The following is a 24,805-nucleotide window of genomic DNA, read 5'->3' as shown; positions in this document are numbered from 1 at the left end:
ATCCAATAAATGAAAGCTAATAAGCTACATCCATCCAAGCAATCACAGCATGAGGAAGACAATATGAAAATCGCAATTATTGGTGCAACAGGTTGGATCGGTAGCCAAATCGTCGAAGAAGCGCGTCATCGTGGGCATGAGGTTATTGCTCTTGTCCGTCAGCCAGAAAAAGTGACCCGCGACGATGTCGAAGTACGTCAATTCGACTTGCTGGATAATCATCACTCTGTACAACAGGCCGTTGCTGACGCTGATGCAGTCATTGCCGCCGTGGGCGGGCGCGCTGCAGGCAACCATGAGATGGTGGCAACCAGCGCTAAGCGCTTAATTGACGAATTACCCGCCGCTAATGTCAAACGTTTACTTTGGGTCGGCGGTGCTGGTTCGCTAGAAGTTGCACCGGGTGTCGAGCTGGTCAGCCTGCCCGACTTCCCTGATGCTTATAAAGCAGAAGCGCTCGCTCAAGGCGACGCTTTGAAGGTATTCCGTGAGCACGCCCATACCCTAGATTGGACGTTCGTCAGCCCTGCTGCGGAGATTTTCCCGGGCGACAAAATAGGCCGCTATCGCGTTGGCGCGGATACCTTGCTTACCGATGACCATGGTGACAGCAAAATCAGCGTTGCTGACTATGCTATCGCGATGATCGACGAACTGGAAAGTGGCGCCCACCGTCGCCAACGTATCGGTGTAGCTTACTAATCCAAGCTCATTGCCCAGCGTGCTCACCCGCCAACCAAGGTTGCGTGAGTGAGACCGTCTGGGCATCAAAATCAATACAGGCTTGGGCCCCCAAAGGTGTAGTTAACATCGGATGCGTGTGGCAACTGTCAAAGCCATTAACCACAGCGAGCGGCTGCCCATCGAGTATTTCTTCAAGAACATCATAGGTTGAACGTCCCGCTCCTTTGTCATCAAACAGCTCATGTTTACCAAGTAACACCGCGCCTACTGTATCAAACACTCCGGCCAGTTTTAGGTGTGCGAGTGAGCGCTCGACCGTGGCAATATCCAACAAAGAGTCCTCAATCAGCAGAATATCGTCTGTTTCAATCGCTGGCATATAAGGCGTTCCCCAGATCCCATTCAGCGTATTGAGATTGCCTCCAATAATACGGCCATTTACCTGACCCTTACCCATAAATTGCCATGCATTCTCATAGGTCGGTTTTGCCTCTGTCTGTTCGCCCCAATCGACCATGACATCCGTCCATTGGACAGGCATCTTATAGATCATCGGCAGCGTTACATTCTCAGTTGTTACCGCTCGAAACGCGTCAAAGGTTTCATCGACCAGTGGCGGGAACTCCCCTAAAGACGCCACTAAGGCTGGTCCATAAAACGTGATTAATCCCGTTTTGGCATAGATACCGAGCAGTAAAGCAGTGAGGTCCGAATAACCCACGATAATCTTAGGATCATCAGCCAAGGCGGCGTAATCGATGTAGGGAAGTAAAGCATTGCTGTTCATTCCACCAATCGTCGACATGATGCAGCGCACATTCGGATCACGGATCAGCTGGTTGAGCTCTTCCGCACGCGCCTTGATCGAGCCTGAGCGATAGTGATCCGATTGCCCTGTCAATGCCCCCGCCTTAAGACCAAAGCCTTGTGCGTTGACATAGTCCACCGCGCGTTCAAATCGTTGGGGCGCAAATACGGTGGCAGGAGATGATGGCGAGAAAAAGCCAACTGTCTCGCCTTTTTTAAGAGGAGGTGGCAGTAACATATTGTCTTCCTTGATATTTAATCTCCCCACCATTAAATCATCTGGACAAGACAATCACAATATTCACCGATTAATCGTTGTGAGGCGTACTGATAGTCTGACAAATGTGTTCGGCAATTGGCATGGCTGAAGTCGCGGCTGGCGATGGGGCGTTACACACATGGAGACTGCGTGCAGATCGAACAAACAGGAAGTCTCCCACCAGCTCACCACTATTCAACACCGCTTGGGCACGAATACCGGCTGGGTAAGGGTGTAAATCATCCAATTGAATTGACGGACAATACTTACGAACCAGCTTGAGGTATCCCGGTTTATAATGCGCGTTCCACCATTCTTTTACACCGGTGCGCAGATTCGCTGCAGTGACTCGCCAAAATCCGCGAAAACGCAGCATATCAAGCGTATCACGCCAACTAAAATTGTATGTGGCATACCCCTCGCGTTTCCAGCCCTGAACGGCATTTGGGCCTACCGTCAAACCACCATCAACCATCCGTGTGACATGGACGCCCAAGAAAGGCAAATCTGGATCCGGCACTGGATAGATCAAATGCGACACTAACTCCCGATGCTTTTTCGCTAGTTGATAGTATTCGCCACGATAGGGGATGATTTGAAACGATGTCGCTAACCCTTGCAGCTTCGCCATGCGATCTGCCATCAAACCGGCACAAACAACTAAAAATTCTGCGTGATAACGGTGCGACTCTCCCTGCGATTGGGTATCAATCAGCACACCGTCGTGGTCTTCGTGTAGCTTCGTCACTTGAGTATTTAGCACAAGGTGCCCACCAGCTGCGACAAAGCGTCCGGCCATTTTTTCTGTGACTTGCGCGTAATCAACAACACTGGTCGCTTTGACATAGATCGCGCCCAAACCGCGTACATTCGGTTCAGCGCTGGCGAGTTGTTGGGCATCCCAACACTCACACTCGATCTCATTGAGCAAACAACGTTGATACAAATCATGCATCCGCGCCAATTCTGTCTCTGTGGTCGCTACGATTAACTTGCCACACTGCTTATAAGGAATACCCTCTTGCTCACAAAAAGCTTTGGTCGCGGCAGCGCCACGCTTACAAAAATCCGCCTTCAAACTACCGGGCGGATAATACACGCCAGCATGGATTACGCCGCTATTATGGCCCGTTTGATGTTGGGCCAAAGCAGGCTCTTTTTCTATCAATAGAGTGCGTTTGTTTGGATATCGCTGTTGCAACTGCCAAGCGGTGGCTACGCCGACGATACCGCCCCCAACGACCACAAAATCGTACGCCATTAGCTACTCCTTTCGTCACCCGTTAATCGGTCACGTCCAGAAAATAATACTGGCTAACGTCGCAAATAAAACCAAAAGATTCAAAAAGATGATGAGCGGCATGGTTGCTTTGATGAGTTTGTAGCAATAAGCAAGCGGCTTGGCGGGCACGAGCCTCCTTGAGAGCGTGCGAGATTAACGCCCGCGCGACACCTTGTCGCCGTGAATCCGGCTGCACGTACAAATCGTTAATAATTAAGCCACGGCGCGCCCTCGCCAATGAATACAAAGGCGTTAGGTGGACAAATCCCACCATGGAGGATTGGTAAGAAGCGGTCAATATACAAGTATCTTGCTCGCGCAATCGTTGCTCAGTAAACGCCCTTGTTTGGCTGAGCGGCGGACGAATCGCAAGCCAGCGCTGGTATTGGTCAAATAACACGGTGAGGGTATCTAGATCATTTAACTCCGCTTTTGCTATATGCAACATTCTTTCTCTACCGCAGCGCTATGGTTACTTTTCAGTGTAAGCGCCATCACGACGTTCTGCTGCCAACACCTCAACAGACGAGCATAGAGAGCAAAATATATTTCTTCACACTACGTTGAAATCGCCCACAGTATCTGGGTTGATATGAATACCAACATAAAAAGTTATAGTGCATAAGGTGACATAAATAAGGCGGCTAAACGCCGCCTCAGCATCTATCGACCCCTGCACGGATATAGGATCGTTTGACTAGGTCCGTGTTGCGTCGTGTTCTGATTACGCCAATGAGCGGGTGCGATACCACTTTACCGTGACAGGTGCGAGCTCTTTTAACGCGTTACGCACCATGACAAATGGTACTTTGATGAAGTAGAACGACATCAACACCATCATCACAGGATCTGCATAAACCGCATAATCCGACCAAGGTGAATGCGCCACTAACCAAGCACCTAAAAAGCCTAAGGTGACCGCCAGACTTAACAAGGTATCCATTTGCCACTGGCGCGATTCCGCCTCCACCAACTGGCTTTGCCCTGCTTGGTTTTTGCGTGCAATCATCCACCATCCGTAACCACAACCCACCACGTTGACAATACCAAACAGCACCGCCAATGACGGGTTAACCGCACGTCCGCCTTCGACTAAGGAGGAGACCGCTTCATACAGAGAATAACTCACCAATAGCATAATCACGGCGCCTTTAATGGCGACAACAAGCGGTGTCAGCAGCGCACGTGCGATCGGCCTTGCGTAACGCGAGTGGATATACCACGACGCGCCCAGTGACAACAAAGTTAACACTAGACTAATCAACGAGTAGATACCGTCGAACATAATCACTAAAGAGCCAGCGATCCATCCAACGGCAAGGCCGGCGATGGCAAACCCCAATGCGAGAAGGGCCGAAAACACTAATACTGACTTTTCATTGATCACGTTTTGAGAAGACATAAAACACCAAAAGTAGAAAACACGCACATATTCTTGGTGCTACTGCGCCGCTTTACAAACACGAACTTGCTGACATTTTCACCACCCTGCTAAGGGGAAAATGAAAGGCGTTTTATTTCAATAGTTTATGCATAAAAATAACTGTCAATATTTCTGACAGTGAGTGTTCTAAACAAATTTTAGTTATGAGATAGCGCTAAATCGCATTTTGCTTGCATATAACTTTTACGCATACTAAATCTAAATTTAGATTCTTTATGGACTAACAAGATGAGAAAAGGCGTGTTACTCGCGGCAATTAGCTTGCAGCTTTTCCTCGCGATGACCAGCACCGGATGGTGGCAGTTTGGTGCGGCACTCAGTGCGTTTCTGTTGGTCGCGGTATTACGTTTGCCTCAGGACACGCCGCATGAGTGAACCTGAGGCAACGACGGAGACTAGGCAGCTAGCAGCAGCCAAGCAAGCGATGTACAGGAGATAATCACCCACAGTGCGACACCAAACAATAAGGGTTTGGGTCCTGCCGTGCGTAGCTGGGTGACAGAAATACTGCAGCCGATTAAGAATAAACACACCACTAATACTTGCTTTGAGATGGCGAAAATCACCTCATAGATGGGTTGCGCTTGGACAAAGACATCACTGATACCAATCGCCAGACAATAGAAAACGATAAAGTACGGAATCGTGATTTTTTTAGCGTGGCTGCGAAACATGAGTGCGCTGACAAACGCCACAGGCACAATCCATAATGCGCGCGCAAGTTTGAGGGTGGTCGCAGTGGTTAGTGCTTGCTCACCATAAGCGGACGCCGCGCCCACCACCGATGATGTATCATGAATCGCGATCGCCGCCCAGGTTCCAAACGTGTGCTGATCTAAGCCCAGCGCATGCCCAACCATAGGAAACACAAACAGCGCCAATGAATTCAACACAAACACCGTGCCTAACGCGAGACCAATTTGTTTATCATCCGCATTGATAGCGGGCGAGACAGCTGCGATTGCACTGCCGCCACAAATGGCAGTGCCTGAGGCAATCAGGTGACCAGTCTTTTTATCCAGCCCCATAAGTTTGCCCAGTAATGTGCCAAAAATCAGCGTGCCTGCAATGGTGGCAATAATCAGCCCTATCCCATCGCCTGTCACGGCGAGCGCCTCTTGCAGCGGGATACCAAACCCCAGACCCACAATCGAATAAGCCAGTAACTTTTTGGTGATTTTCGTGAGCGGAATTGCACTTGGCACCCAGCCTAGGGAGGTCAGCAAAAAACCCAATACCAATGCAATCGGCGAGCTCACCCAAGGGGTTAAACAGGCTAACACAGCCAATGAAAAAGGAAGATAACGCGTGTATGCGGTCATAATGATGCTCGGTGAAATTCAGTGACGGCATTGTAGCGCTCAGTGATTGTTCAGAAAATCTTAAACTTTTTAACCTAGGTTAAGTTTTGCTTAACATGTATTGCAAGGCATTGAAAAACAATCATCGAGGCGCACATTTAGAAATCAAACAAGTAATTGGTAATGCTATCACTCAGCCATTGGATCCCTGGATGCTCGGCCATCCCTGAGGCGGTGAATAGGCAGTAGTCTTCTTGGGTTAAGCCATAGGTGTGTTTGATCACCGCTAAGCGCTGTTCTCGCAAGTATTGCCGGATCAGCGGCTCAGGCAACACGCCCCACGCTTCTTCTTGTAAGATGGTATTGAGCATATATTCAAAGCTCGAAAAGCCAATATAACGGCGTGAGAAAGGCTGCAGCTCGGGATTGTCTTTTTCATTGAGATAGACCATTACCGCTTGCATGGCATTACGCAGTTGATCATCACTGACCCGACGCAGTCGACTCAACGGGTGCTTGCTGTTGCACACCGACATCATGCGAATTTTACCCAACGGCTGATAGTTGATGCGCGGATCGTCAATGCGCTCGTAGTCCACTCCAAACGCAAAGTCGACTTGTTGGGTTTCAACCAAATTGGCCAAATCACCGCTCGAGGCCAAGACTAGGTTGAAGGACGTCGCCGTAAAGCGCTTATTGAGCTGATGCGCCCAGTCCTGCCAAAGCTGATCGGGGATCGCATCATCACGCGCGATCCATACTTCGGCATTAAAGCCCGCGTTCGCTTGATCGCACGTGCGACGAATGCGAGCCGCGGTGACCGATATACTCTCGAAATCTTTGTACACAGCTTTGCCGATTTCCGACAGTGTTAGACGGTTACCGGTGCGATCGAACAATTCGGCGTTGAGTGATTGTTCTAGCGCTTTAATCGCCATGCTCAACCGTGAACGATTCACATCCAGCTGACGTGCAGCTTCAGACACCGAGCCAGTCTCTGCGACTGCACAAAACGCATCAATTTGGGTTAGATTCATGCCGCCCTCCTCACGCTATCCTACCGGAGCGCGGCAAAGACACAAAGCGCTATTGCCGCTTGTCAGCGCGATTGAACGCTCAGCGATTACGCATTCAACCCTTTAAACGCGCTGACTTTTTTAGTGAGCTCTTTCATACGTAAATCAAACCCACTCACCGCCTGTTCACTTTGCTCAAACACTTCTTGAGTGCGGGTACCCTGCTGAGCAAGCTCTTCAATGCTCTGATTGATTTCATTCACCGCGCCGCTTTGCGTATTGGCCCCCTCGGCAATCCGCTCATTATGTTCAAACAATTGCTGCAAATGGCTATCCAAGGTGCGCATATTTTCTACCGCTTGTTGGTGCGTGTCGAGACTATGCTGGCTATCCTGACTGACTTGGTTGATTTGGCTGGTCACATTATCTGACGCCGAGCGTAGCTGATTGATAATTTCTTGGATCTCACTGGTCGACTCGCCGGTGCGTTGTGACAGTGAGCGCACTTCATCAGCAACCACCGCAAAACCACGGCCATGTTCGCCCGCTCGCGCTGCCTCTATCGCCGCGTTTAGTGCGAGTAAATTGGTTTGTTCCGAGATAGTGCTGATCACCTCAAGCACGCGAAGAATATTCTCTATATGGTGATTCAATTCATCCAAACTGCTCTGACTCGAGGCCATGTTTTCGCCTAGTTGTTCAATATGCCGCAGGCTGGTATTCATGCCATTTAAAGCATCTTGAAGCGCCGCATTCCCAGCTTGAGACAACTCGCCAGCGTGATTAGCCGAATCCGTCACGTCGGTGGTGATTTCAGTAATGTCTTGACTCGCGGCAGAAATCGTTTGTAGCGACTGCTGCTGCACCATGCCGGCTTGGTTCACCTCGTGAGCTTGCTGCTTGAGGACACCAAATGCAGACTGTGACTCGTCAACTGTCTGGTTTACCGCTTGCAACGCATCTCGAATGCGCGCTAGCAAACCATTGATCTTATTCGCTAAGCGACCGACTTCCGCTTGGTCGTTCACGGCAATCTGGTGGCTAAGGTCGAGTCGACTGGCAATTTCATCGACCTCGGCGGAAAGCTTTTTTATCGGCTGCGTCAAACTACTGATCACCCAGTGGGTAACAAGGAGTGCAATGGCAATAAACACCAAGGTCACTAATAAAGATTGGATAAATTGATCCAGGATGGGCCCTGTAATTTGTGCTTTGGGAATCTCAACCACCACAAAACGGTCCAAGTCAGCGAGCCAATAAGACCCCAGCAGAAACGCTTCATCACCGATGGTCACTTCGCTGATCACCGGTTTGTCTGTCCCCTTGGTTACCGCTTGACGAAATGCGCTTGCATTATCCGCATTCAGTGCCGAATCGGTCGGTGCGACCTGTACACTGCCATCGCGCGCGGCAAGCATAGCTCTTCCCTGCTCACCAATGCGAAACCCCTGCACTAGATTCACTAAACTACTTACATTAAACCCTACCCCCGCTACCACATACGGCTGACCCGTCGCAGGGTTTTCTGGCACGCTGCGATAATTAATAAAAATCACATACTGATTGCCATTGGGATCTTTGTTCATGTTCAGCTCATAGGGCTGATTCTTACTCAGAAAATTCGGGTAAAAATCTTTAAACGGATAGGTGGTCATTGATGCGCTGCGATGCTCGCCGTCATAAGTAAAAATATACTTCCCTTGGCTACTATCGAGCGTTGCAAATGCGTTGTCTGCGCCCAAGCGCGTCTTAGCATTCGAAAGCGCTTGATGAATCGGCGCGAGATTGGTCAGATCGCCGCCATTATCCACCCAATCAATCAGTCCAGAGTGATGGGCAAGAAAGTTAGAACCGGTGGTCGCAGGTTGTAGCTCATTACTAATTTCAAACGCCAGCCCCCTCAGCTGGCTGGGTAAAATAATATTCTTGAGATCATCGAGTTGCTTGTTTGCTGACAACATCGCTTGTTGCACCATCGCGATCAAAGTGCTGAGCACTAAGATAGTCGAAAGAACAATATAAATTCGCTTTCTGATTGAAAGAGTTTGCCAACGCATACGCCGTCCTTTTTATTATCATTACTAACCAACATATCAATATTAGTCAGCAAACTAGACAAGCATGACGGGTTAATGACAAACGACATAATATTTGGTGCTTTGGTGAGATCACTGAGTAAAAGGAAGGATGGCGTCTAGAAGATCAGTACATTTACCCTACATTTCTAAACAAATGCGCCATTATTCAACCCTGTTTATAACAAGGGAATTGGATTGAAAGGTTTCAAAACATTAAAACAGGCACTGAATAAGTGCGAATAAAAAATGGAAGTAAAAAACAGATAGGATTATAAGAGTGCTATGGTGCCCCGGGCCGGACTTGAACCGGCACAGCGCGAACGCCGAGGGATTTTAAATCCCTTGTGTCTACCAATTCCACCACCAGGGCAACGCAGTTATGCGTGGTAGCACCATAGTCCGCAGATTGTGCTGCGAACGAGAGTGTACTTTAATGAAATTTAACCCGAGGTCAATAGCCCTTTTATTCTTTTTGATTCAGGTGGTTGAAAAGCAGACAGACTCAATAGCCTAACATCGCGTATGACACCTTATACCGGTTTATGGGCAAATTGATGTTTCGCTACTTTTTTAAGAAACCCTAATTCCACCATGGTCGACATGTAGCTATGTGGCTTGCGCGTGACTTGATCTTGAATCAGCTCAATCATTCCGGCCTGACAGCCTTGATTGTGATAAGTATCAAGCACTTCGTGCAGCGTCTTTTTATGAATATCTTCAATCCAAAGCCCAGCCACATCGGCCCCCGCACCGAAATGCAGTAATGCGATTTCTGGATCGCATTGATGTGCTACGCCCACAGAGTTATGCAATGCCACCATTTCATGAATGAGATCGGCCTGCTCCGTCGACAATCCCTGCTCTATTGCAAACGAGTGTGCAGCAATGGCGCCTTCGACTTCGAAGGTGTCTTGCTGAGCGACATAATCGGTTAAGCCAATGTCATGTAAGATTGCGCCAACAAAGAAGACTTCTTTATCAATGCTTCGTTTTACTTTGTGGCTCATCGCCAAACCAAACGCGTAGCTACGTAAGGAGTGATTGACTAAAAATTCGGGGCTAAATTGTTTAACCAGCGCTAATGCCTGCTGACAGGCTTGGCTATTGGGGACAGTATAATGCGCCGGTGAGACATAAGGCACAGTGGTGCGCGTAATGCTCCGCTTCACTCTCTGCACTGCGCGGCTCATATCACTTTTGACAAATTGGCACACCATACAAGGCTTGGATGGTCTTGGTTTAGCCTTTGTTAGCTCTCGCGACATGGTACTTCCTGTGGTCATTGGCTGACACTCAGCCAACAGCCATGGCGTGAGCGCACTATATTGATGATTGTCGGACACTTTTGATTGCAGCAATCACGGTAGTATCTAAACTATCACCATAGGTATGTTTTTTGTAGCCAACCGATACGGGAATGCTGGATTCATTCAATTCATGTGCAATACGCTCAACCATTACCGCAATTTGATCTTCGGTTTTATTGGCACAAAGCATGGTGTAAATATCTTCGCCTAAACGTGCGATATACCCCTCATCATGCAATATTCCGTTGAGCGTAGACACAAACAGAGCGGTGAGTGCGGCATCTTTTGAGTGAGTCGCTTTTCGGCTTTGAGATAAATCGATGGCTACCACATGAACCGGGGTGCCCACAGAGCGAATATTGCTTTCCTCTTTTTCTAAATACAGCGACCAGCCCAAACGATTGAGAAAACCGGTTTCGTTATCTTTCAACTGTGAGGGCAAGAAACTGATCTGCTTGCGTGATAGAGCAATATTTTGCAGTTCAAGCTGTAAAAGTGTTGAGAGTAATTTGGAGACGAGTTCGATAGTTTCTAATCCGTCAGGCGGAATGCGATCAACCGGCTCTTTATCAATAGCACATAAGGTGCCAAACAAATTACCGTCAGCAAAACAAACCGGAATACCTATGTACGACTTAATCGTTTCTGCATGATAGATAGGCGCATGAACATAGGCAGGCACCATATCAACATCCGGTGCCCATCTCGGCCCCTCACCGCGCACCATACGACTGCACATGGAATCGCTCCAAACCAACGTTGTCAGTTCTTCAATTCCATATTTTTCCCCTTCCACTTGCAAAATCACCCACTCATTCTCATGTTTGCGAGTCATCATCCAAGTGCCATAGCCAAACTTCTTGTTTAAGTATTTGAGCGTGTCACGACTTGCTTTTTCAAAATGCTCAAACGGAATTTGATCTTGTGTGCTGATATGTATCACATCACGCCTCTCGATGATTATTCGATAATTTGATCTTCGCGTAAGTCCGTCTCGATCGCTGTCATCATGGCACTCAACTCAGTAAAGACTGTTTTTACGTGGTCGATATCAGTGCTGTTTTTTTCGATGGCCCGAAATAGCTCGCTCAACCTCATTGCCCCACTTGACGCCGCAGCGCCTTTTGCGCCATGAGCAAGTGACTTTATTTTACCGCTATCTTCATCAATAACAGCTTGCTCTAGTTCGTGCATATCGGCAGTCACGCTATCCCAAAACATCGAAAGGACCGCCCTCTTCATCTCTGCGTCATCACTACCAATAATTTTTTCAAGTTGTTGGCTATCAATTAACGGCGCTGTTTCACTATTCTCCTGTGCTTGTGTACTTAACGGGATGGTAGCTGCACCATGTCGTAAAGCTCGTCCTCTGAGCCTCAACGCCAGCACACGTTTTAATGTCTCCAATTCGACTGGCTTCGAAATATAATCAYCCATGCCAGCCTGTAGGCAGTGATCTGCTTCGCCAACTAACGCATTGGCTGTGATCGCTATAATTAGAGTACGTGACTTTCCTTCTTCCGCCTCAGCTCGCCTGATTTCTGCGGTCAGCTCAAAGCCATCCATTTCAGGCATATGGCAATCTGTCAGCAGTAATGCATAATCGCCCTGACGCCACTTCTCGAGTGCGGCTTTACCATCCGAGGCCATTTCATATTGATAACCAAGCTGGCTAAGCTGCTTCGCAAGTACTAATTGGTTCGTTGGTTGGTCTTCTGCACATAAAATTGTGCCACAGGCTTCTGCATCTATTTGGTTGCTATAAGAAAATGCATCGCCATTGCTAATCGCTTCGCTCCAGTCAACGTCAGGACTCTCCAATCCGCACATGACAGCGGCAGCAAGTGAAAAATCACTCGGTTTAAGAGGCCGTGTACTTATCCAGTAAGGACCGGGATACACATAACTGCCGTTGTCTGTTGGGCTATCTCCTAGCATGATGCAGCGAATGCCAGTGTATTCAGCCATGATGGCTTCGTTAGCCGTCACGGCAATCATTGCATCACGATCCCAATCGGACCAATCCATCGTCGCACCTTCTATGATTCGGGCAGGGTTGAGCTGACTGATCAGATCATGACAAATGGCATTCAAGCTCTTGTTTTCAACAAACAGTACAAAAGTGAATGTTGAAAAATCGTACTTCCGACTCATTTCATGCGTCTTTTCTCCGCTGGATGCGGGGACAGTAATTGTGAACGTACTCCCTTCGCCAAACTCGCTCTGGACATCAATATCCCCTCCCATCATATCGACAAAGGATTTCGAGATACTGAGTCCGAGACCCGTTCCGCCATAACGTCGCGTCGTCGAGCTATCTGCCTGCGTAAAGGGCTTAAAGAGTTTGCCGATTTGCTCATCAGTCATACCAACGCCCGTATCTTGAATACTGACGGAGATTGTCTGGTTGCTATGGTGATAATGTGTTCTCACATACACATCGCCACCACCTTTTTCCTTACTGGTAAACTTGATCGCATTACCCAGCAAATTAAGCAATACTTGCCTGATTCTAACTGGATCGATAACCACAAAATCAGGTGTGGTATAGTCATGCGAAAAATACAAGTTGACACCTTTTTGGTAGGCATTCACCCAAAGTGCTTCAAGCGTCTTTTCGAGTAGGTCGAGCAGATTCACCTCGGTAGGATCAAGCTCCATCTGTCCTGATTCAATTTTCGAAAAGTCGAGAATATCGTTGATAATTTCCAGGAGTGAGAACGACGAGTCTCGAATTGTCGACACCATCTTGGATTGCTCTCTATCTAGCACGGTTTCTTTGAGTAAATCCACCATGCCAATAACACCATTCATCGGTGTTCTAATTTCATGACTCATGGTGGCTAAAAAACGCGACTTTGCATGATTCGCTTTCCGTGCTGCGATGCTTTCTTTTTCTAGCTTGGCGAGAATGCGTCGCTCTTCAGTGATGTCTAGGTTAATACCAAATAAAACCTCTCGACCACTATCATTGTCCTTAGCGACATTACCGGCCGCTTTAACCCAGTGTGTTTTACGTGTCATTGGGTTGATTATCCGGAATTCGGCGTTAAAAACTTTGCTCTCGTTAAGAGCCGTTTCAACTTCTTGGACCGCAGCATCTCGATCTTCTGGATGAAGAATATCCCGCCAAACTTGATAGTCAACCTCACTACCAGGCGAGACACCGTACAAACGATACATATTATCGTCCCACTTGAGCTGCCCCGTGGCTATATCCATTGACCAGTTACAAATTCCCCCTGCATCTGACGCGAGCTGCATACCACGAAGTAACTCATCTCTCACGGTCTTCGCTGAACGCAGCTCACTTTCGATCGCTTTGCGGCGCTCAATATCTTCTAGAACAGCAATAAAGTATTTAGGTTGATCATCCTCATCCAATACAACAGACACGGAAAGGGTCGCCCAAAATACGTCACCATTCCGCTTGATGTAGCGCTTATCCATCGAGAATGTTCGAGCGTGACCAGAAAGAAGCGAGCTGACGTTTTTTTTGCTTTCTGATAGAAAGTCGGGATGTGTAATATCGTGATAGCTAAGTTGTAATAACGCATCCTCACTGTACCCTAGGATATCGCACATTTTGTCATTCACTTCAATAAAATAGCCTTCAAGATCAACACGACAAATACCGACCGCCGCTTGGTCAAACGCAGCTCGGTAAATTATCTCTCGCTCTCGCAACTCGTTTTGTAGCTTCTGCTCACGATCTTTCACTTCCTCTTCAATGGTAATGTCCTTAATAATCCCGACAAAACCTTGCGTGTCTCCAAACCACGTCTCACCAATCGACACTTCAATAGGGAATATGCGACCCGATTTATGCTGACCAGTCAGTTTCCTTGGTGTCCCTATCAGTTTTTTACTTCCTGTTAATAAATATTGACTGATAAACCCATCATGAACTTTCGCATAATCATCAGGCATCAAAATTACCACACTCTCACCCAATAACTCTTCTCGAACTCGGCCAAAAATAAGTTCAAGGGCTCGGTTTACCTCGATGATAACCCCAGTATTGTCAATGACCACCATGCCATCTAAAGCGGTGTCAAAGACCGTTCTTAAACGACTTTCAGAGTCTTGTAGATCTTGCGTGCGATGTTTGATTTCATTTTCTAACTTGAGCTTAGCTTCATCCTCTGCGAGCTTTATGTCAGTAATATCAGACTGAACACCAATGTAATGCGTGAGCTCCCCATCATCATTGAATACCGGGTCGATGCGTAAGTTATTATAAAAAAGCGATCCGTCTTTCTTATAATTTCGTAGAACAACCGCGCAAGAGAGAGTATTCTTTAGGGCGTAACGGATCTTATCTGCATTTGGCTGATCGCGATCATCTCCTTGTAAAAAGCGACAATTCTTCCCCATTACCTCTTTCGATGAAAAACCTGTCAGCGTCTCAAAGGCTTTATTGGCATAAACAATCGGATAATCCGGTAACCGGATATCACTAACAATGATCCCTGTTGCGGTTGCATCAATGGCACGGCTTTGAATATCCAACTGAAAACGTTGCTCTTCCGTTTCCTTTACGAGCTTTTCGCGTTCCACCACAATATTTTTTAGACTCGCAAGTTCGGCTATCATCAAACCAATTTCATCGGACCGATTAGCTTCCGGCAACTCAAAATTTTGTTGTCCATTCGCTAATTTCTTAACTGCATTCGTCAACTGACTTAACGGGCTTGTCACTTTACGGGTCAAATAAAATGCAATAATCAAAATTGCACCCAGCAGTAGGCCTGCCATTGAAAATGAATTCTTGTACAAACTATTGGGGGCAAGAAACGCTTCATCCACTTCAACTCGGATCATTGCTGACCACCCTAACCCAGGATAATCATAAGCCCCACGGGTGTGTGCATAGCCCGTCACTTGATCCACTTGCTTGCGGTAATGTGTCGATATATTCGAGCCACTCCGGCCAGAAACGGCGAGGCGTGCACCTTCAACGCCGTTAGCCGCTAGGTTAAGCTGACCCAATACTTGAAAATCTCGCTCGTAAGAAGCTTCGTTTTGACCGACTGGGTCGTAATCAACAATGATCCGTCCTTCATTGTCTAAAATCGTGAGCTCAGAACTATCGAAGCCACGATTCGCTAACAAATCGTAAGTCTCGCCGACGATCGATTCTACCGCAGAGAAATCCACAACATTGACCCAAACCCCTACTTCACGACCCGCTTCATTATGAATCACAGATGCGAATATCATGTCATAGGTCGTTGGTTTTTCTCCAAAGACAAAACGTTCAGGCCCTGTGACATAGGCGCTGCGAGGCTGGTCTGGGACGAGGGTATTCCCATTCACAATTTCATTGAACCAAATTGAGTTTCTGACTTCTACCTCAGATAAATCCAAGACGGGTAAAACTTTGCCATGCTGGTTTTTACTGCTCGCTGCTAACAATTTCCCGTTCATATCAAAAATAGCGATGCGTCGATAAACTTTATAGCTTTCGACCAAATTATTTAAATTACTTTCTATCAATGCTTTGGATTGACTTTCAATTGGGTTATCGCCTTGTACTCTTCCGAGAGATAGCGGAAATGTCTGCGCATCTTGATAACGTTCAAACAAGTTTCTCTCAATTAAGCGGATTAGCAATGTCGCTTCTCGCTCGATATTGGTCAAGATTGTATCTTGAAGAATATCTTTACCTTTCAGCGAGACAAAGGTGACAGACGCTAGCATTAGCACCCCTAGCATCAATAAAATGATGGGAAGCTTTATGGAAAATTTCATCGTGAATGCCTTTGCATATTGAGTCGCTCATCCAAAAGAAACCGCGCCAACGGTGCAGGTTTCGCATAGAAATAGCCTTGGCCAGCGTCACAGTTTAATTGCTGAAGAAAGTCACATACTGCTTCGTTTTCAATGCCTTCAGCAACCACCGTGAGACCCATCGCGCGTGCCATCTTAATGCTCTGCTCTACAACTGCCGCAGACTTACTATTTGTTAAACAATCAAAAATAAAACGCTTGTCGATTTTTAATTCATTGAAAGGGATAGCATGCAATTGCGCAATAGAGGAATAGCCGGTACCAAAGTCATCGATGGATAACTTGAATTTTAGCATGCGCATACGAAGCATTTGAGCATCGACAATGGCCTGCTCTTCCTGCAGGGCCGTTTCGGTCAACTCGCAGACAATACTTTCACAAGGACTGCTATATTGATGGCAAGTTTCTTTCAGCCAGCCAGGAAAGCTATTGTCCTCTAATACTTTTCGAGAAATATTAAACGAAAAGGTTTTTTGAGAAATTTTCGGCCATTGGAATTGAATATCATCAAAAGCGCGTGTAATAACGCTTTTGGTTAGCCGTATGATAAGTAGAGGGTCCGACTCGGCTGAGGGGATGAATTGATCCGGCATAACGAAGCCATGCGTCTGACTTTCTACACGCGCTAATACCTCAAACCCTTGTATTTCACCACTGCATAGCGCAATTTGAGGCTGAAAGTAGGCTCTTATTTCCCCTCGCTCTATAAATTGTGCGACCTGTTTAGGTGAGTAAGCTTTCAGTGAATTATCGTGATTCTCACCCTGAACCTTACATCCCCCCGCTCCAGAATAGTCAGTTAACGCCTGATTTACCGTGTCGAATGTTAACGGCTTTGCTAAGCATTCAATAATGTTGAGATGATATTGTTTTGCGAGCTGGGAGGTTGACTCGAGCACTTCTTGCTCTTCACTACTCATCAAAACAATGGCGCCTTGATAATGACTGGCACCTAAGTACCGCAGTACCTCAAAGCCATCCTCTACAGGCATATTTAAGTCACAAAAAATTACATCGACTTTCTTCTCTTCAATGACTTGTTTGGCTTCCTTACCATTACTCGCTTCATAACAGTTCTCATAGCCTAAATTACGTAAGCAAAGCAATAAGGTATGTCTGACCACCTTTTGATCATCAACTATGAGTACCTGACATTGCGTCTCAGTCACTTGATTAACCTCATCGTCCTTGCTGGCGTTGACGCTCCGAATCGTCAACAGCCAGCACTACAACTAAAGCATCAAATGTAACTGTAGCTCATCGTCAAGTTATTGAGTGACTGTAAGACCAAAGTATGGCTCAGTGTTAACCCGTTGAAAATCGGCTTGTGCTAGCGCCTTTAAAGATCCGCCAGCACCCCTTTCACAAAGGGCGCTTTGTGCTTAACGTAAGCATCTTGATCACGTACACCTTGAGCGAGTATGGCGCGCTTTTCGTTTTCGTATTCAGTGCGCACATCAGGGTTATTGAGCAAATACTGCTTGTATGCAATTTGACGATGATGTTCATCACTGTCTCTTTCAATTACGTGGGCATGCACCAAAAAGCGCTCATCTTGATAGATTACAGAGGCATCTTTACGAGGGCGGTGTTCGGGAAAAGGCTGATCGCTATGTTGGTCTTGGAAACCGAGGGCATAGAGGTGAGCGACAGCATCGTCACGCTCGCCAGAACGATAGAGAATGGATAAATCAATAATCCCCTTGCCTCCCACTTTGGCAGACGTAGAGCCAAAATGTAGTACCTCAATACGAGGTGTCGAGATATGGTCAGACAGGGCTTGGGCAACGTCTAAGTAAATAGGACGCCAAGGAGAGAAACTGGCGTCAACTAATTGGTAGGGCTCGAGTGTGATCATGTGGCACCTTGCTGGAAAGAGGAATGCTGATAAATACGAGTGACTCGCTACGAGCAGCCTATCGACTGCCATCAGACGATGGTGTTTATCGTACCAGCAGTTCCTATGCAAACAAATCACACCTCCGTGCTAGACGCCTTCCGCGAGCTTAGGATTAGAACCGTACTGATTGCTGTTTTGATCGCCTTCTAGCGCACAGAGTACCAGTATGACCGCCATCCCAAGCAGAGGTATGAACAAAAGCAGTAGCCACCACGCTGAACGTCCTGTGTCATGTAGCCGTCTTGATGTCACCGCCAAGGTTGGCAGCAGCAAGGCTAATGAATACACCATGCTCAACACAACCAATCCCGAGAACTCTGCGACAATATTAATCGCCAACGAGATACAAAAGTTAACCAGAAAAAACATCCAGTATTCTTGGCGGTGCGCACGTCCAGAAAATGTAGCGTACTGGCGCAATACTTTTAAATACCATTCCATACGTTAATCACCTTTTAGCAATAAAGCCGACAATACGTATCTTAGAATGAGGAACGCCGTTAGGACCATGTCAGTGATAAGACATCTGACTGTTTTATCATCAGCTTGGGAGCCTTATCACTGATTTCTTACACAAATAGAAGACGGTTAGCTTTGCAAACCGGCAGCGTGCATCAAAAGCTTAAATAGCCAAGAGACAGCCCCCAATGCCGCTACACTGACTCCCCAGATCGCGATTAACCAAAGCCAACGCTGCCAAGTCGGTTTTGTCATACCAGCCATCAGTGATAGGCCTCGTCCGGATTCACTTTGCCACTAAAGACACGGTAACTCCAATAGGTGTACATCAAAATAACCGGGATGATAAACACCGCGCCAATCAGCATAAATTGCAAGCTTTGTTGTGGTGAAGCAGCCTGCCATATTGTGATGCTGGGCGGAATGATATGCGGCCAAATGCTGATGCCGAGGCCAATAAACCCGAGCAGGGTGACACACAACGCCATAATAAATGGACGATGGTGAGCCTGATCGGGACGGGTACGCCAGAGACGGAGCAAACAAAAAGCCGTCAATAAAGGAACCGGAGAGAGAATGAGCAAATTTGGCAGACTAAACCAACGGTCGGCGATGCCCGGGTACGCGAATGGCGTCCAAACACTGACTATCGCGATACTTACCGCCATCAACACAACCAGTCGACGACTCAGGTGGTACATACGCATTTGCAACGCATGCTCCGTTTTCATGATCAGCCAAGTGGCCCCCAGTAAACCGTACGCAATGATCAGTCCTATGCCGCAAAAGAGAGGAAACGGTGCCAACCAATCGAGCCCGCCACCAGCAAAAGCACGTCCCTCGACAGGAAAGCCTTCAATCACCGCACCCACAGTCACCCCTTGGAAAAAGGTGGCAAAAATAGACCCGGCCATAAAGGCGGTATCCCAAAAGCCATGATGCCCGGGCAACGCTTTGAAACGGAACTCAAACGCCACGCCGCGAAAAATAAGCGCTACCAACATCAAGGTGAGAGGGATCGTTAACGCATCAACAATCACGGCATACGCCAAGGGAAAAGCACCAAATAATGCCGCCCCACCAAGGACTAACCAGGTTTCATTACCATCCCAAACCGGTGCGACACTGTTAACCATCAAATCGCGCTCTTCGCGCTCAGTAATAAACGGCATCAGGATTCCGATCCCCAAGTCAAATCCGTCCATCACGATGTACATTAAAGTGGCAAACACGATGATGCCAAACCAAATCATTGCTAAATCCATGTTTCCCCCTTACACACGGCCAGAGACAGTTAACGGTTCATGCGGTGTATCATCATGCTGATCCGGACCTAATTTAATTTGATGGATCATATAGATGTACCCCAGCCCAAAGACCAAACCGTACACCACAAAGAAACTGATCAAGCTAATACTCATGTGCAAGTCACCGTGGGCAGACACCGCATCTTGCGTGCGTAAAAGGCCATGTACTACCCAAGGCTGGCGCCCTACCTCAGTGGTTACCCAGCCAGCAAGAATCGCGACCAAACCTGCGGGTCCCATATAGAAAGCAAAACGGAGCAAACCTTGATGTTCATAAAGGCGACCTTTATAACGCTGCCATGCCGCCACTAGCCCAAGTGTGATCATCAATAGCCCTAAGCCCACCATCAAACGAAACGCCCAGAAGACCACAGGCGAATTGGGTCTGTCTTCCGCAGGGAATTCGTTGAGCGCTGGGATTTGCTCGGTCAAACTATGTTTTAAGATCAGACTCCCCAAATAGGGAATTTCTACTTTGTAGCGGGTGGTTTCCGCCTCCATATCCGGTAAGCCAAATAAAATGAGCGGCGTCGGCTCGCCGTGGCTGTTGTCCCAATGCCCTTCCATCGCTGCTATTTTGGCAGGTTGATACTCCAAGGTGTTCAAGCCATGCAAATCACCAATAAACGCTTGAATAGGCGCGGTGAATAACAGCATCCACATTGACATCGAAAACATCCGCTTCACGGCTGGGCTGCGCTGCCCTTTGAGCAGATGCCACGCCGCCGACGCACCAACAAATAAGGCACTGGATAAAAACGCCGCGACCACCATGTGCGCTAAGCGATACGGGAAAGAGGGATTAAACACCACCGCGAACCAATCTACAGGTACTACTTGACCATTGACCACTTCATGCCCTTGTGGCGTGTGCATCCAACTGTTGGAGGCTAAAATCCAAAAGGCAGAGATCACGGTGCCCAGCGCGACCATGGACGTGGCGAAAAAGTGCAAGCGATCACCAACACGCTGCCAACCAAACAGCATGACGCCGAGAAAACCGGCTTCTAGAAAGAACGCCGTAAGTACCTCATRAGTCAGCAGTGGGCCAGTAATACTGCCCGCAAACTCGGAAAAGCCACTCCAGTTGGTCCCGAATTGGTATGCCATCACCAACCCAGACACCACGCCCATCCCGAAGTTGACCGCGAAAATTTTCGACCAGAAAAGATAAAGGGTTTTGTACTCCTGCTCGCGAGTTTTAAGCCATAGCCCCTCAAGCACCGCAAGGTAGCAGGCAAGGCCGATCGTAATCGCAGGAAAGATAATGTGAAAAGAAACCGTAAACGCGAATTGGATACGGGCCAACATAAAGGCATCAAGACCAAACATACGTGAAGTCCACTTTAGTAATTAGACCAACGCGCATGGTAGAAGCCCATTTTTAATGTGCCCATACACAGACGATTCAGATTAACCTATAACAGTTTGATCTTTTCAGTGTTATAGTCTGGTTTACTTGTTGGCGATGAAGGTAAGAAGATGTCTAAGTATCAGCAGCTTAGTGAGCAGATCAAACAACAAATTCAAGCCGGCATTTGGCATGTGGGAGAAAAGCTCCCCTCGCTGAGAAAACAGGCAGCTTATTCAGGGTTGAGTGTCATGACGGTACTCCAAGCCTACCAACTGCTAGAAAGCCAAGGGTGGATTGTTTCTCAGTCCCGCTCAGGTTACCGCGTCGCTCCCCATGCCGAACTCGACGATAACGGGCCAGACAGTGCAATTCATCCTGCTGAATCAGTCGATATTAATGACTATATTTTCGATGTCTTGCAAGCCAGTCGCTCTCCCGGCATGGCAAGCTATGGGCATGCCTATGTTGATCCCCTACTCGCTCCTCGCCATCAAGTAAACCGTTCGCTCACCACTGCGGTGCGCTTTATGTCGATTCATAGCGTGGTCGACAACCTTCCCCCGGGTAATGCCCAATTACGTCACCTGATTGCCCAACGCTATGCAGCGCAGGGCATGCAAATCTCACCCGATGAGATAGTAATCACAGCAGGCGGATTGGATGCGCTAAATCTTAGCTTGCGCGCAGTCACGCAACCTGGCGATTGGGTCGCAGTCGAAAGCCCCGCGTTTTACGGCGCATTGCAAGCCCTTGAAAATCGTGGACTCAAAGCGATGGCAATCCGAACTCATCCGACGGAAGGTATTGATCTTGATGCGCTTGAACGCGCCTTGCAAACGCATCCAATTCGCGCTTGTTGGCTGATGAGCAATCATCAAAATCCGTTGGGATATTCGCTGTCAGAAGAGAAAAAGACACGTCTTGCCGAGCTCGTCAATCGCTATCAGGTGTACTTAATCGAAGACGATGTCTATGGCGAACTCTACGATGGCGAACACAAACCGAAGCCCATCAAAGCATTTGATAGTAGCGGTCATGTTTTGCACTGCTCGTCTTTTTCAAAAACCTTAGTCGATGCCTTTCGCCTCGGGTGGGTAGCCGCTGGCGATCAAGCCCAGAAACTACAAAAGCTGCAGCTGATGAGCACGGTGACCACCAGCGTCCCCATTCAACTTGCTGTAGCCCACTACCTGCATAACCGAAACTATGAGCACCATCTAAAACAACTGCGTCGCACACTGGCTGAACGAAAAAAGGCGACCTATCAGTTTCTGATGACCCACTTGCCGCAAGGCGTTGATGTCATCAACAGCCAAGGGGGTTATTTTTTATGGATAGCTTTGCCCAAAGGCAGTGATACCACCGCGCTTTACCACCTTGCGCTCAAACACCATATCAGTATCGCGCCGGGCAATATGTTTGCGACACACGCACAGTTTACCCATTGCTTTCGGTTGAATGCCTCTTACCCGCTCGATCATGCACATAAAAATGCGCTGGCAACCTTATGTGATTTGATTGCACAGCACATTCAAGCCTTGGTGACGCACTAAGACTGGTTGAGTAACCAAGTAAGGATGGCTTTCCGAGAGGTAGGGGTCGCCTGCTGATACCAATATCCCATCATCTGCAATGGCTGACTCTGAGTGGTTAGCACTACACCGCCACCATCACGATGCGCAAACGCCCAATCCGCGAAAGCGCGACGTTCGGCGTCACTTGCTTGCTGATACCAGTAATCCACCATTTCTTCTGGTTTCTCTTTCGTGTCTTTCACTGAGGTTGACTGACTCGCGGATACAACGGGCTGGTTTTGTTGCCCCAATACTCGCGAAGCCTCATCGTAGGCCGCAAGAAAGTAAGCTTTCGGAATCGACAATTGCACCCGATCCCCGCCCCCAGAACTGCTAAAGGTATAGGCTACCTGTGGTTCAGGCCAATTGGTGACAGTATCTGGGGATAATGGAAATGATACATATTGCGTCGTCACACAATGCTCTGTGCAAATCTCTGAGGTTACTTGGGTATTTTTAAGCGGCACCGTTTCACCATTGATGGTGACGGTTTCATACTCTTGATAGTTTTTGAAATACGATACCTCGGTCATCAATCTGGAAGGAGCCACGTCGGGGCCTGCCGACTTATCAACGGGGTAATTAGCCACATAGTTAGCACTTGCTTTAACGACATTCGTACCAGACAAAACCCGAATATCTGGCGTGATCGATTTTGTCACCACCTGTACGTAATGGCGACGCTCTTTCACTGAACTTGCGACATCATCGAACTGACTCGACGAATCAAAGCTAGTACAACCGACCACGAGCAAACAGCCAGATGCGGTCATAAGACGGAAAGTTGCTTTCATACATTCCCCTTACTGGAAGTGAAAAAACCGGCCATCCTGGCCGGCAAAAAAGAATAGAAAGGCAAAGTGTTACGATTAGAAGCTATATTCAATACCCAAACGAGCAAATGCTTTTTTATCTTCAAGGTTACCCGCATCATGCTGGCCAATTCGAAGATAAGGAAGGAAACCATTCTTCGAGTACATCAACTGACCAGCAATGACGGAGTCGCTATCATCGACATCTACATTGTTGTCAAGATCCGAATCACCATTCGCTGCATAACCCAGACGGAATCCCCAAGGGCCGTTCCAATAATCACCTACAACTGATATTTGCTCTTGTTCAGACTCTACACCGTTATAAGTTTTCAACGGGTCTGAATCACCGACTTTATATACGCCGTCATTGTATTTATAGGCCGCTGAAATCTTAAAGCCCCCTGGAAGTGGTACCTCAATACCGGCTAAATAGGCCTTCGTATCAACTTCACCTTCATAGTTGGAGTTGTATTCATAGCCACCATGGAGGGTAAATGCATCCGCCAATGTATAGTGAAGGGCTGCGCCAAAGTGGTTGGAGCCACTCACATCTTTATCGCCACGTCCAACTGATAAGTCAAAGCTGAAGCCACTAAAGTCTGGTGAATCATAGCGCGCAATATCACCTTTACGGTCATAGTGAGACTTTGTATCCGCCCCCCAGTCAAAGACACGGCCCAATCCTGGGTTCGAATATGGCCAATCAACGACCTCGTACATTGGTGTCAACATGCGACCAAAGCGTATTTGGCCCCAATCGCCTTTCATACCAATGAAAGTATCACGATTACCCAGTGTTGCACCTGTGCCATCTTCGCCAACATAGCCCGACTCGATTTGCATGAAGATGTAAACATCATCATTGAAGGCTTTGCCTGCACGAACCCCTACGCGGGATTCATTCTCATAGTCGTAACCGTTGCCATCTTCTTGGTTGAACGCTGAAATGGCTGCAACACCATATAAATCAACGTTATAGTCAGTTAACACCCCAACTACACCATCATGGTCGGCGGCCATCGCGCCAGTTGATCCTAATGCAACCACTGCACTGATAAGCGAACGCTTAAAAATCTTATTCATGGAAAACTCCTGCTTGCCTCCAAGATTTTTTGGTTTTGTCTCTGTGCTTTATTAAGTGTTGTAGAGTTCAAAACCGATTTGAAAACCGAGCTTACGCTCGTGCTTTCGCCCCGCTGCTTACACATTTCGTGTAACCACTCATCCAGACTAAATACGCATAGAGAAATATCAATACAATCTTATTTTTTGATGCGAATAATATGATGACAGGCAAGATTTTAATGTTTTTATGACAGATGTCTTATTATAGTGAAATCCTATAAATTCTATATATTTCAATGCAATAAAAACACAAAAAGACAAAATCTGTGTTTTTATAGCTAAAATAATACAATATTACAA

Annotated in this window: 20 protein-coding genes, 1 tRNA gene and 1 pseudogene; 3 read left to right on the top strand and 19 right to left on the bottom strand. The window is 47.5% G+C overall.

Features of this window, described 5'->3' with window-relative positions; genetic code table 11:
- The first annotated feature begins 63 nt into the window (after window positions 1-63).
- Window positions 64-702, top strand: coding sequence for an NAD(P)-dependent oxidoreductase (locus tag BZJ19_RS13130; protein ID WP_077606326.1), 639 nt, complete (start codon window positions 64-66; stop codon window positions 700-702).
- Window positions 703-709: 7 nt separating this feature from the next.
- Here the strand turns inward: BZJ19_RS13130 and BZJ19_RS13125 are convergent, their stop codons facing one another.
- From BZJ19_RS13125 to BZJ19_RS13110, 4 genes and pseudogenes are all read right to left on the bottom strand, one after another.
- Entirely contained in the window at window positions 710-1,729 is a 1,020-nt protein-coding gene (locus BZJ19_RS13125) for a S66 family peptidase (protein WP_077675947.1), read from the bottom strand.
- A 70-nt stretch (window positions 1,730-1,799) separates the two neighbouring features.
- Window positions 1,800-3,011, bottom strand: a complete 1,212-nt coding sequence (lhgO, locus tag BZJ19_RS13120; protein ID WP_077675946.1) for an L-2-hydroxyglutarate oxidase — start codon at window positions 3,009-3,011, stop codon at window positions 1,800-1,802.
- Between the two features lie 22 nt (window positions 3,012-3,033).
- Window positions 3,034-3,480, bottom strand: a complete 447-nt coding sequence (locus BZJ19_RS13115) for a GNAT family N-acetyltransferase (RefSeq protein ID WP_077675945.1) — start codon at window positions 3,478-3,480, stop codon at window positions 3,034-3,036.
- A 321-nt stretch (window positions 3,481-3,801) separates the two neighbouring features.
- Window positions 3,802-4,434: pseudogene (locus tag BZJ19_RS13110) on the bottom strand (cation efflux transmembrane domain-containing protein); the annotation flags it as partial.
- Between the two features lie 270 nt (window positions 4,435-4,704).
- On the opposite strand from BZJ19_RS13110, the gene BZJ19_RS17125 reads away from it, so the two are divergent.
- Window positions 4,705-4,851 carry a hypothetical protein gene (locus tag BZJ19_RS17125; protein ID WP_157891195.1) on the top strand — a complete coding sequence of 49 codons (147 nt, stop codon included), beginning with the start codon at window positions 4,705-4,707 and terminating at the stop codon, window positions 4,849-4,851.
- Between the two features lie 20 nt (window positions 4,852-4,871).
- Here BZJ19_RS17125 and BZJ19_RS13105 read toward each other — a convergent pair whose 3' ends face one another.
- The 13 genes from BZJ19_RS13105 to BZJ19_RS13045 form a co-directional block, all read right to left on the bottom strand.
- Window positions 4,872-5,798: a YeiH family protein gene (locus BZJ19_RS13105; protein WP_077481661.1), complete on the bottom strand. Its 927-nt coding sequence runs from the start codon at window positions 5,796-5,798 to the stop codon at window positions 4,872-4,874.
- A gap of 137 nt (window positions 5,799-5,935) precedes the next feature.
- The gene (locus BZJ19_RS13100) at window positions 5,936-6,814 is read right to left on the bottom strand and encodes a LysR family transcriptional regulator (RefSeq protein WP_077675943.1); all 879 of its coding nucleotides are present in this window, start codon (window positions 6,812-6,814) and stop codon (window positions 5,936-5,938) included.
- Window positions 6,815-6,900: 86 nt separating this feature from the next.
- Window positions 6,901-8,850, bottom strand: coding sequence for a methyl-accepting chemotaxis protein (locus BZJ19_RS13095; protein ID WP_077675942.1), 1,950 nt, complete (start codon window positions 8,848-8,850; stop codon window positions 6,901-6,903).
- A 304-nt stretch (window positions 8,851-9,154) separates the two neighbouring features.
- Window positions 9,155-9,241, bottom strand: a tRNA-Leu gene (locus BZJ19_RS13090).
- A gap of 160 nt (window positions 9,242-9,401) precedes the next feature.
- Window positions 9,402-10,049 carry an HD domain-containing protein gene (locus BZJ19_RS13085; RefSeq protein WP_201249196.1) on the bottom strand — a complete coding sequence of 216 codons (648 nt, stop codon included), beginning with the start codon at window positions 10,047-10,049 and terminating at the stop codon, window positions 9,402-9,404.
- Window positions 10,050-10,191: 142 nt separating this feature from the next.
- The gene (locus BZJ19_RS13080) at window positions 10,192-11,121 is read right to left on the bottom strand and encodes a GGDEF domain-containing protein (RefSeq protein ID WP_077675941.1); all 930 of its coding nucleotides are present in this window, start codon (window positions 11,119-11,121) and stop codon (window positions 10,192-10,194) included.
- 17 nt (window positions 11,122-11,138) lie between these two features.
- A complete protein-coding gene (locus BZJ19_RS13075) occupies window positions 11,139-15,932 on the bottom strand; it encodes a PAS domain S-box protein (RefSeq protein WP_077675940.1) in 4,794 nt (1,597 codons plus the stop codon).
- Window positions 15,929-17,140, bottom strand: a complete 1,212-nt coding sequence (locus tag BZJ19_RS13070) for an EAL domain-containing response regulator (RefSeq protein WP_077675939.1) — start codon at window positions 17,138-17,140, stop codon at window positions 15,929-15,931. Before BZJ19_RS13070 ends, BZJ19_RS13075 begins: the two co-directional genes overlap by 4 nt.
- A 170-nt stretch (window positions 17,141-17,310) precedes the next feature.
- Entirely contained in the window at window positions 17,311-17,829 is a 519-nt protein-coding gene (locus tag BZJ19_RS13065; RefSeq protein ID WP_077675938.1) for a GrpB family protein, read from the bottom strand.
- 129 nt (window positions 17,830-17,958) lie between these two features.
- Complete coding sequence (locus BZJ19_RS13060; protein ID WP_077481315.1) at window positions 17,959-18,312, bottom strand: DUF805 domain-containing protein; 354 nt, start codon at window positions 18,310-18,312, stop codon at window positions 17,959-17,961.
- 147 nt (window positions 18,313-18,459) lie between these two features.
- A complete protein-coding gene (locus tag BZJ19_RS13055) occupies window positions 18,460-18,585 on the bottom strand; it encodes a DUF2474 domain-containing protein (RefSeq protein ID WP_077456798.1) in 126 nt (41 codons plus the stop codon).
- Window positions 18,586-18,593: 8 nt separating this feature from the next.
- Window positions 18,594-19,595 carry a cytochrome d ubiquinol oxidase subunit II gene (gene cydB, locus BZJ19_RS13050; protein WP_077675937.1) on the bottom strand — a complete coding sequence of 334 codons (1,002 nt, stop codon included), beginning with the start codon at window positions 19,593-19,595 and terminating at the stop codon, window positions 18,594-18,596.
- A 9-nt stretch (window positions 19,596-19,604) separates the two neighbouring features.
- The gene (locus BZJ19_RS13045) at window positions 19,605-20,969 is read right to left on the bottom strand and encodes a cytochrome ubiquinol oxidase subunit I (RefSeq protein ID WP_077675936.1); all 1,365 of its coding nucleotides are present in this window, start codon (window positions 20,967-20,969) and stop codon (window positions 19,605-19,607) included.
- A gap of 150 nt (window positions 20,970-21,119) precedes the next feature.
- Here BZJ19_RS13045 and BZJ19_RS13040 point away from each other — a divergent pair, with 150 nt between their 5' ends.
- A complete protein-coding gene (locus tag BZJ19_RS13040; RefSeq protein WP_077675935.1) occupies window positions 21,120-22,544 on the top strand; it encodes an aminotransferase-like domain-containing protein in 1,425 nt (474 codons plus the stop codon).
- Here the strand turns inward: BZJ19_RS13040 and BZJ19_RS13035 are convergent.
- The gene (locus BZJ19_RS13035; protein ID WP_077675934.1) at window positions 22,541-23,359 is read right to left on the bottom strand and encodes a DUF2057 family protein; all 819 of its coding nucleotides are present in this window, start codon (window positions 23,357-23,359) and stop codon (window positions 22,541-22,543) included. The genes BZJ19_RS13040 and BZJ19_RS13035 overlap by 4 nt on opposite strands.
- A 75-nt stretch (window positions 23,360-23,434) precedes the next feature.
- Window positions 23,435-24,463 (bottom strand): porin, encoded by a 1,029-nt coding sequence (locus BZJ19_RS13030; protein WP_077675933.1) that lies wholly within the window; start codon window positions 24,461-24,463, stop codon window positions 23,435-23,437.
- Between the last annotated feature and the right edge of the window lie 342 nt (window positions 24,464-24,805).

Origin of the sequence: Salinivibrio proteolyticus (assembly GCF_001996165.1) — a bacterium.
In the GTDB taxonomy this organism is placed as follows: Bacteria; Pseudomonadota; Gammaproteobacteria; order Enterobacterales; family Vibrionaceae; genus Salinivibrio; species Salinivibrio proteolyticus.
Note: the sequence above shows the minus strand (reverse complement) of the source record. Positions and strands in the feature narration are given on the sequence as shown.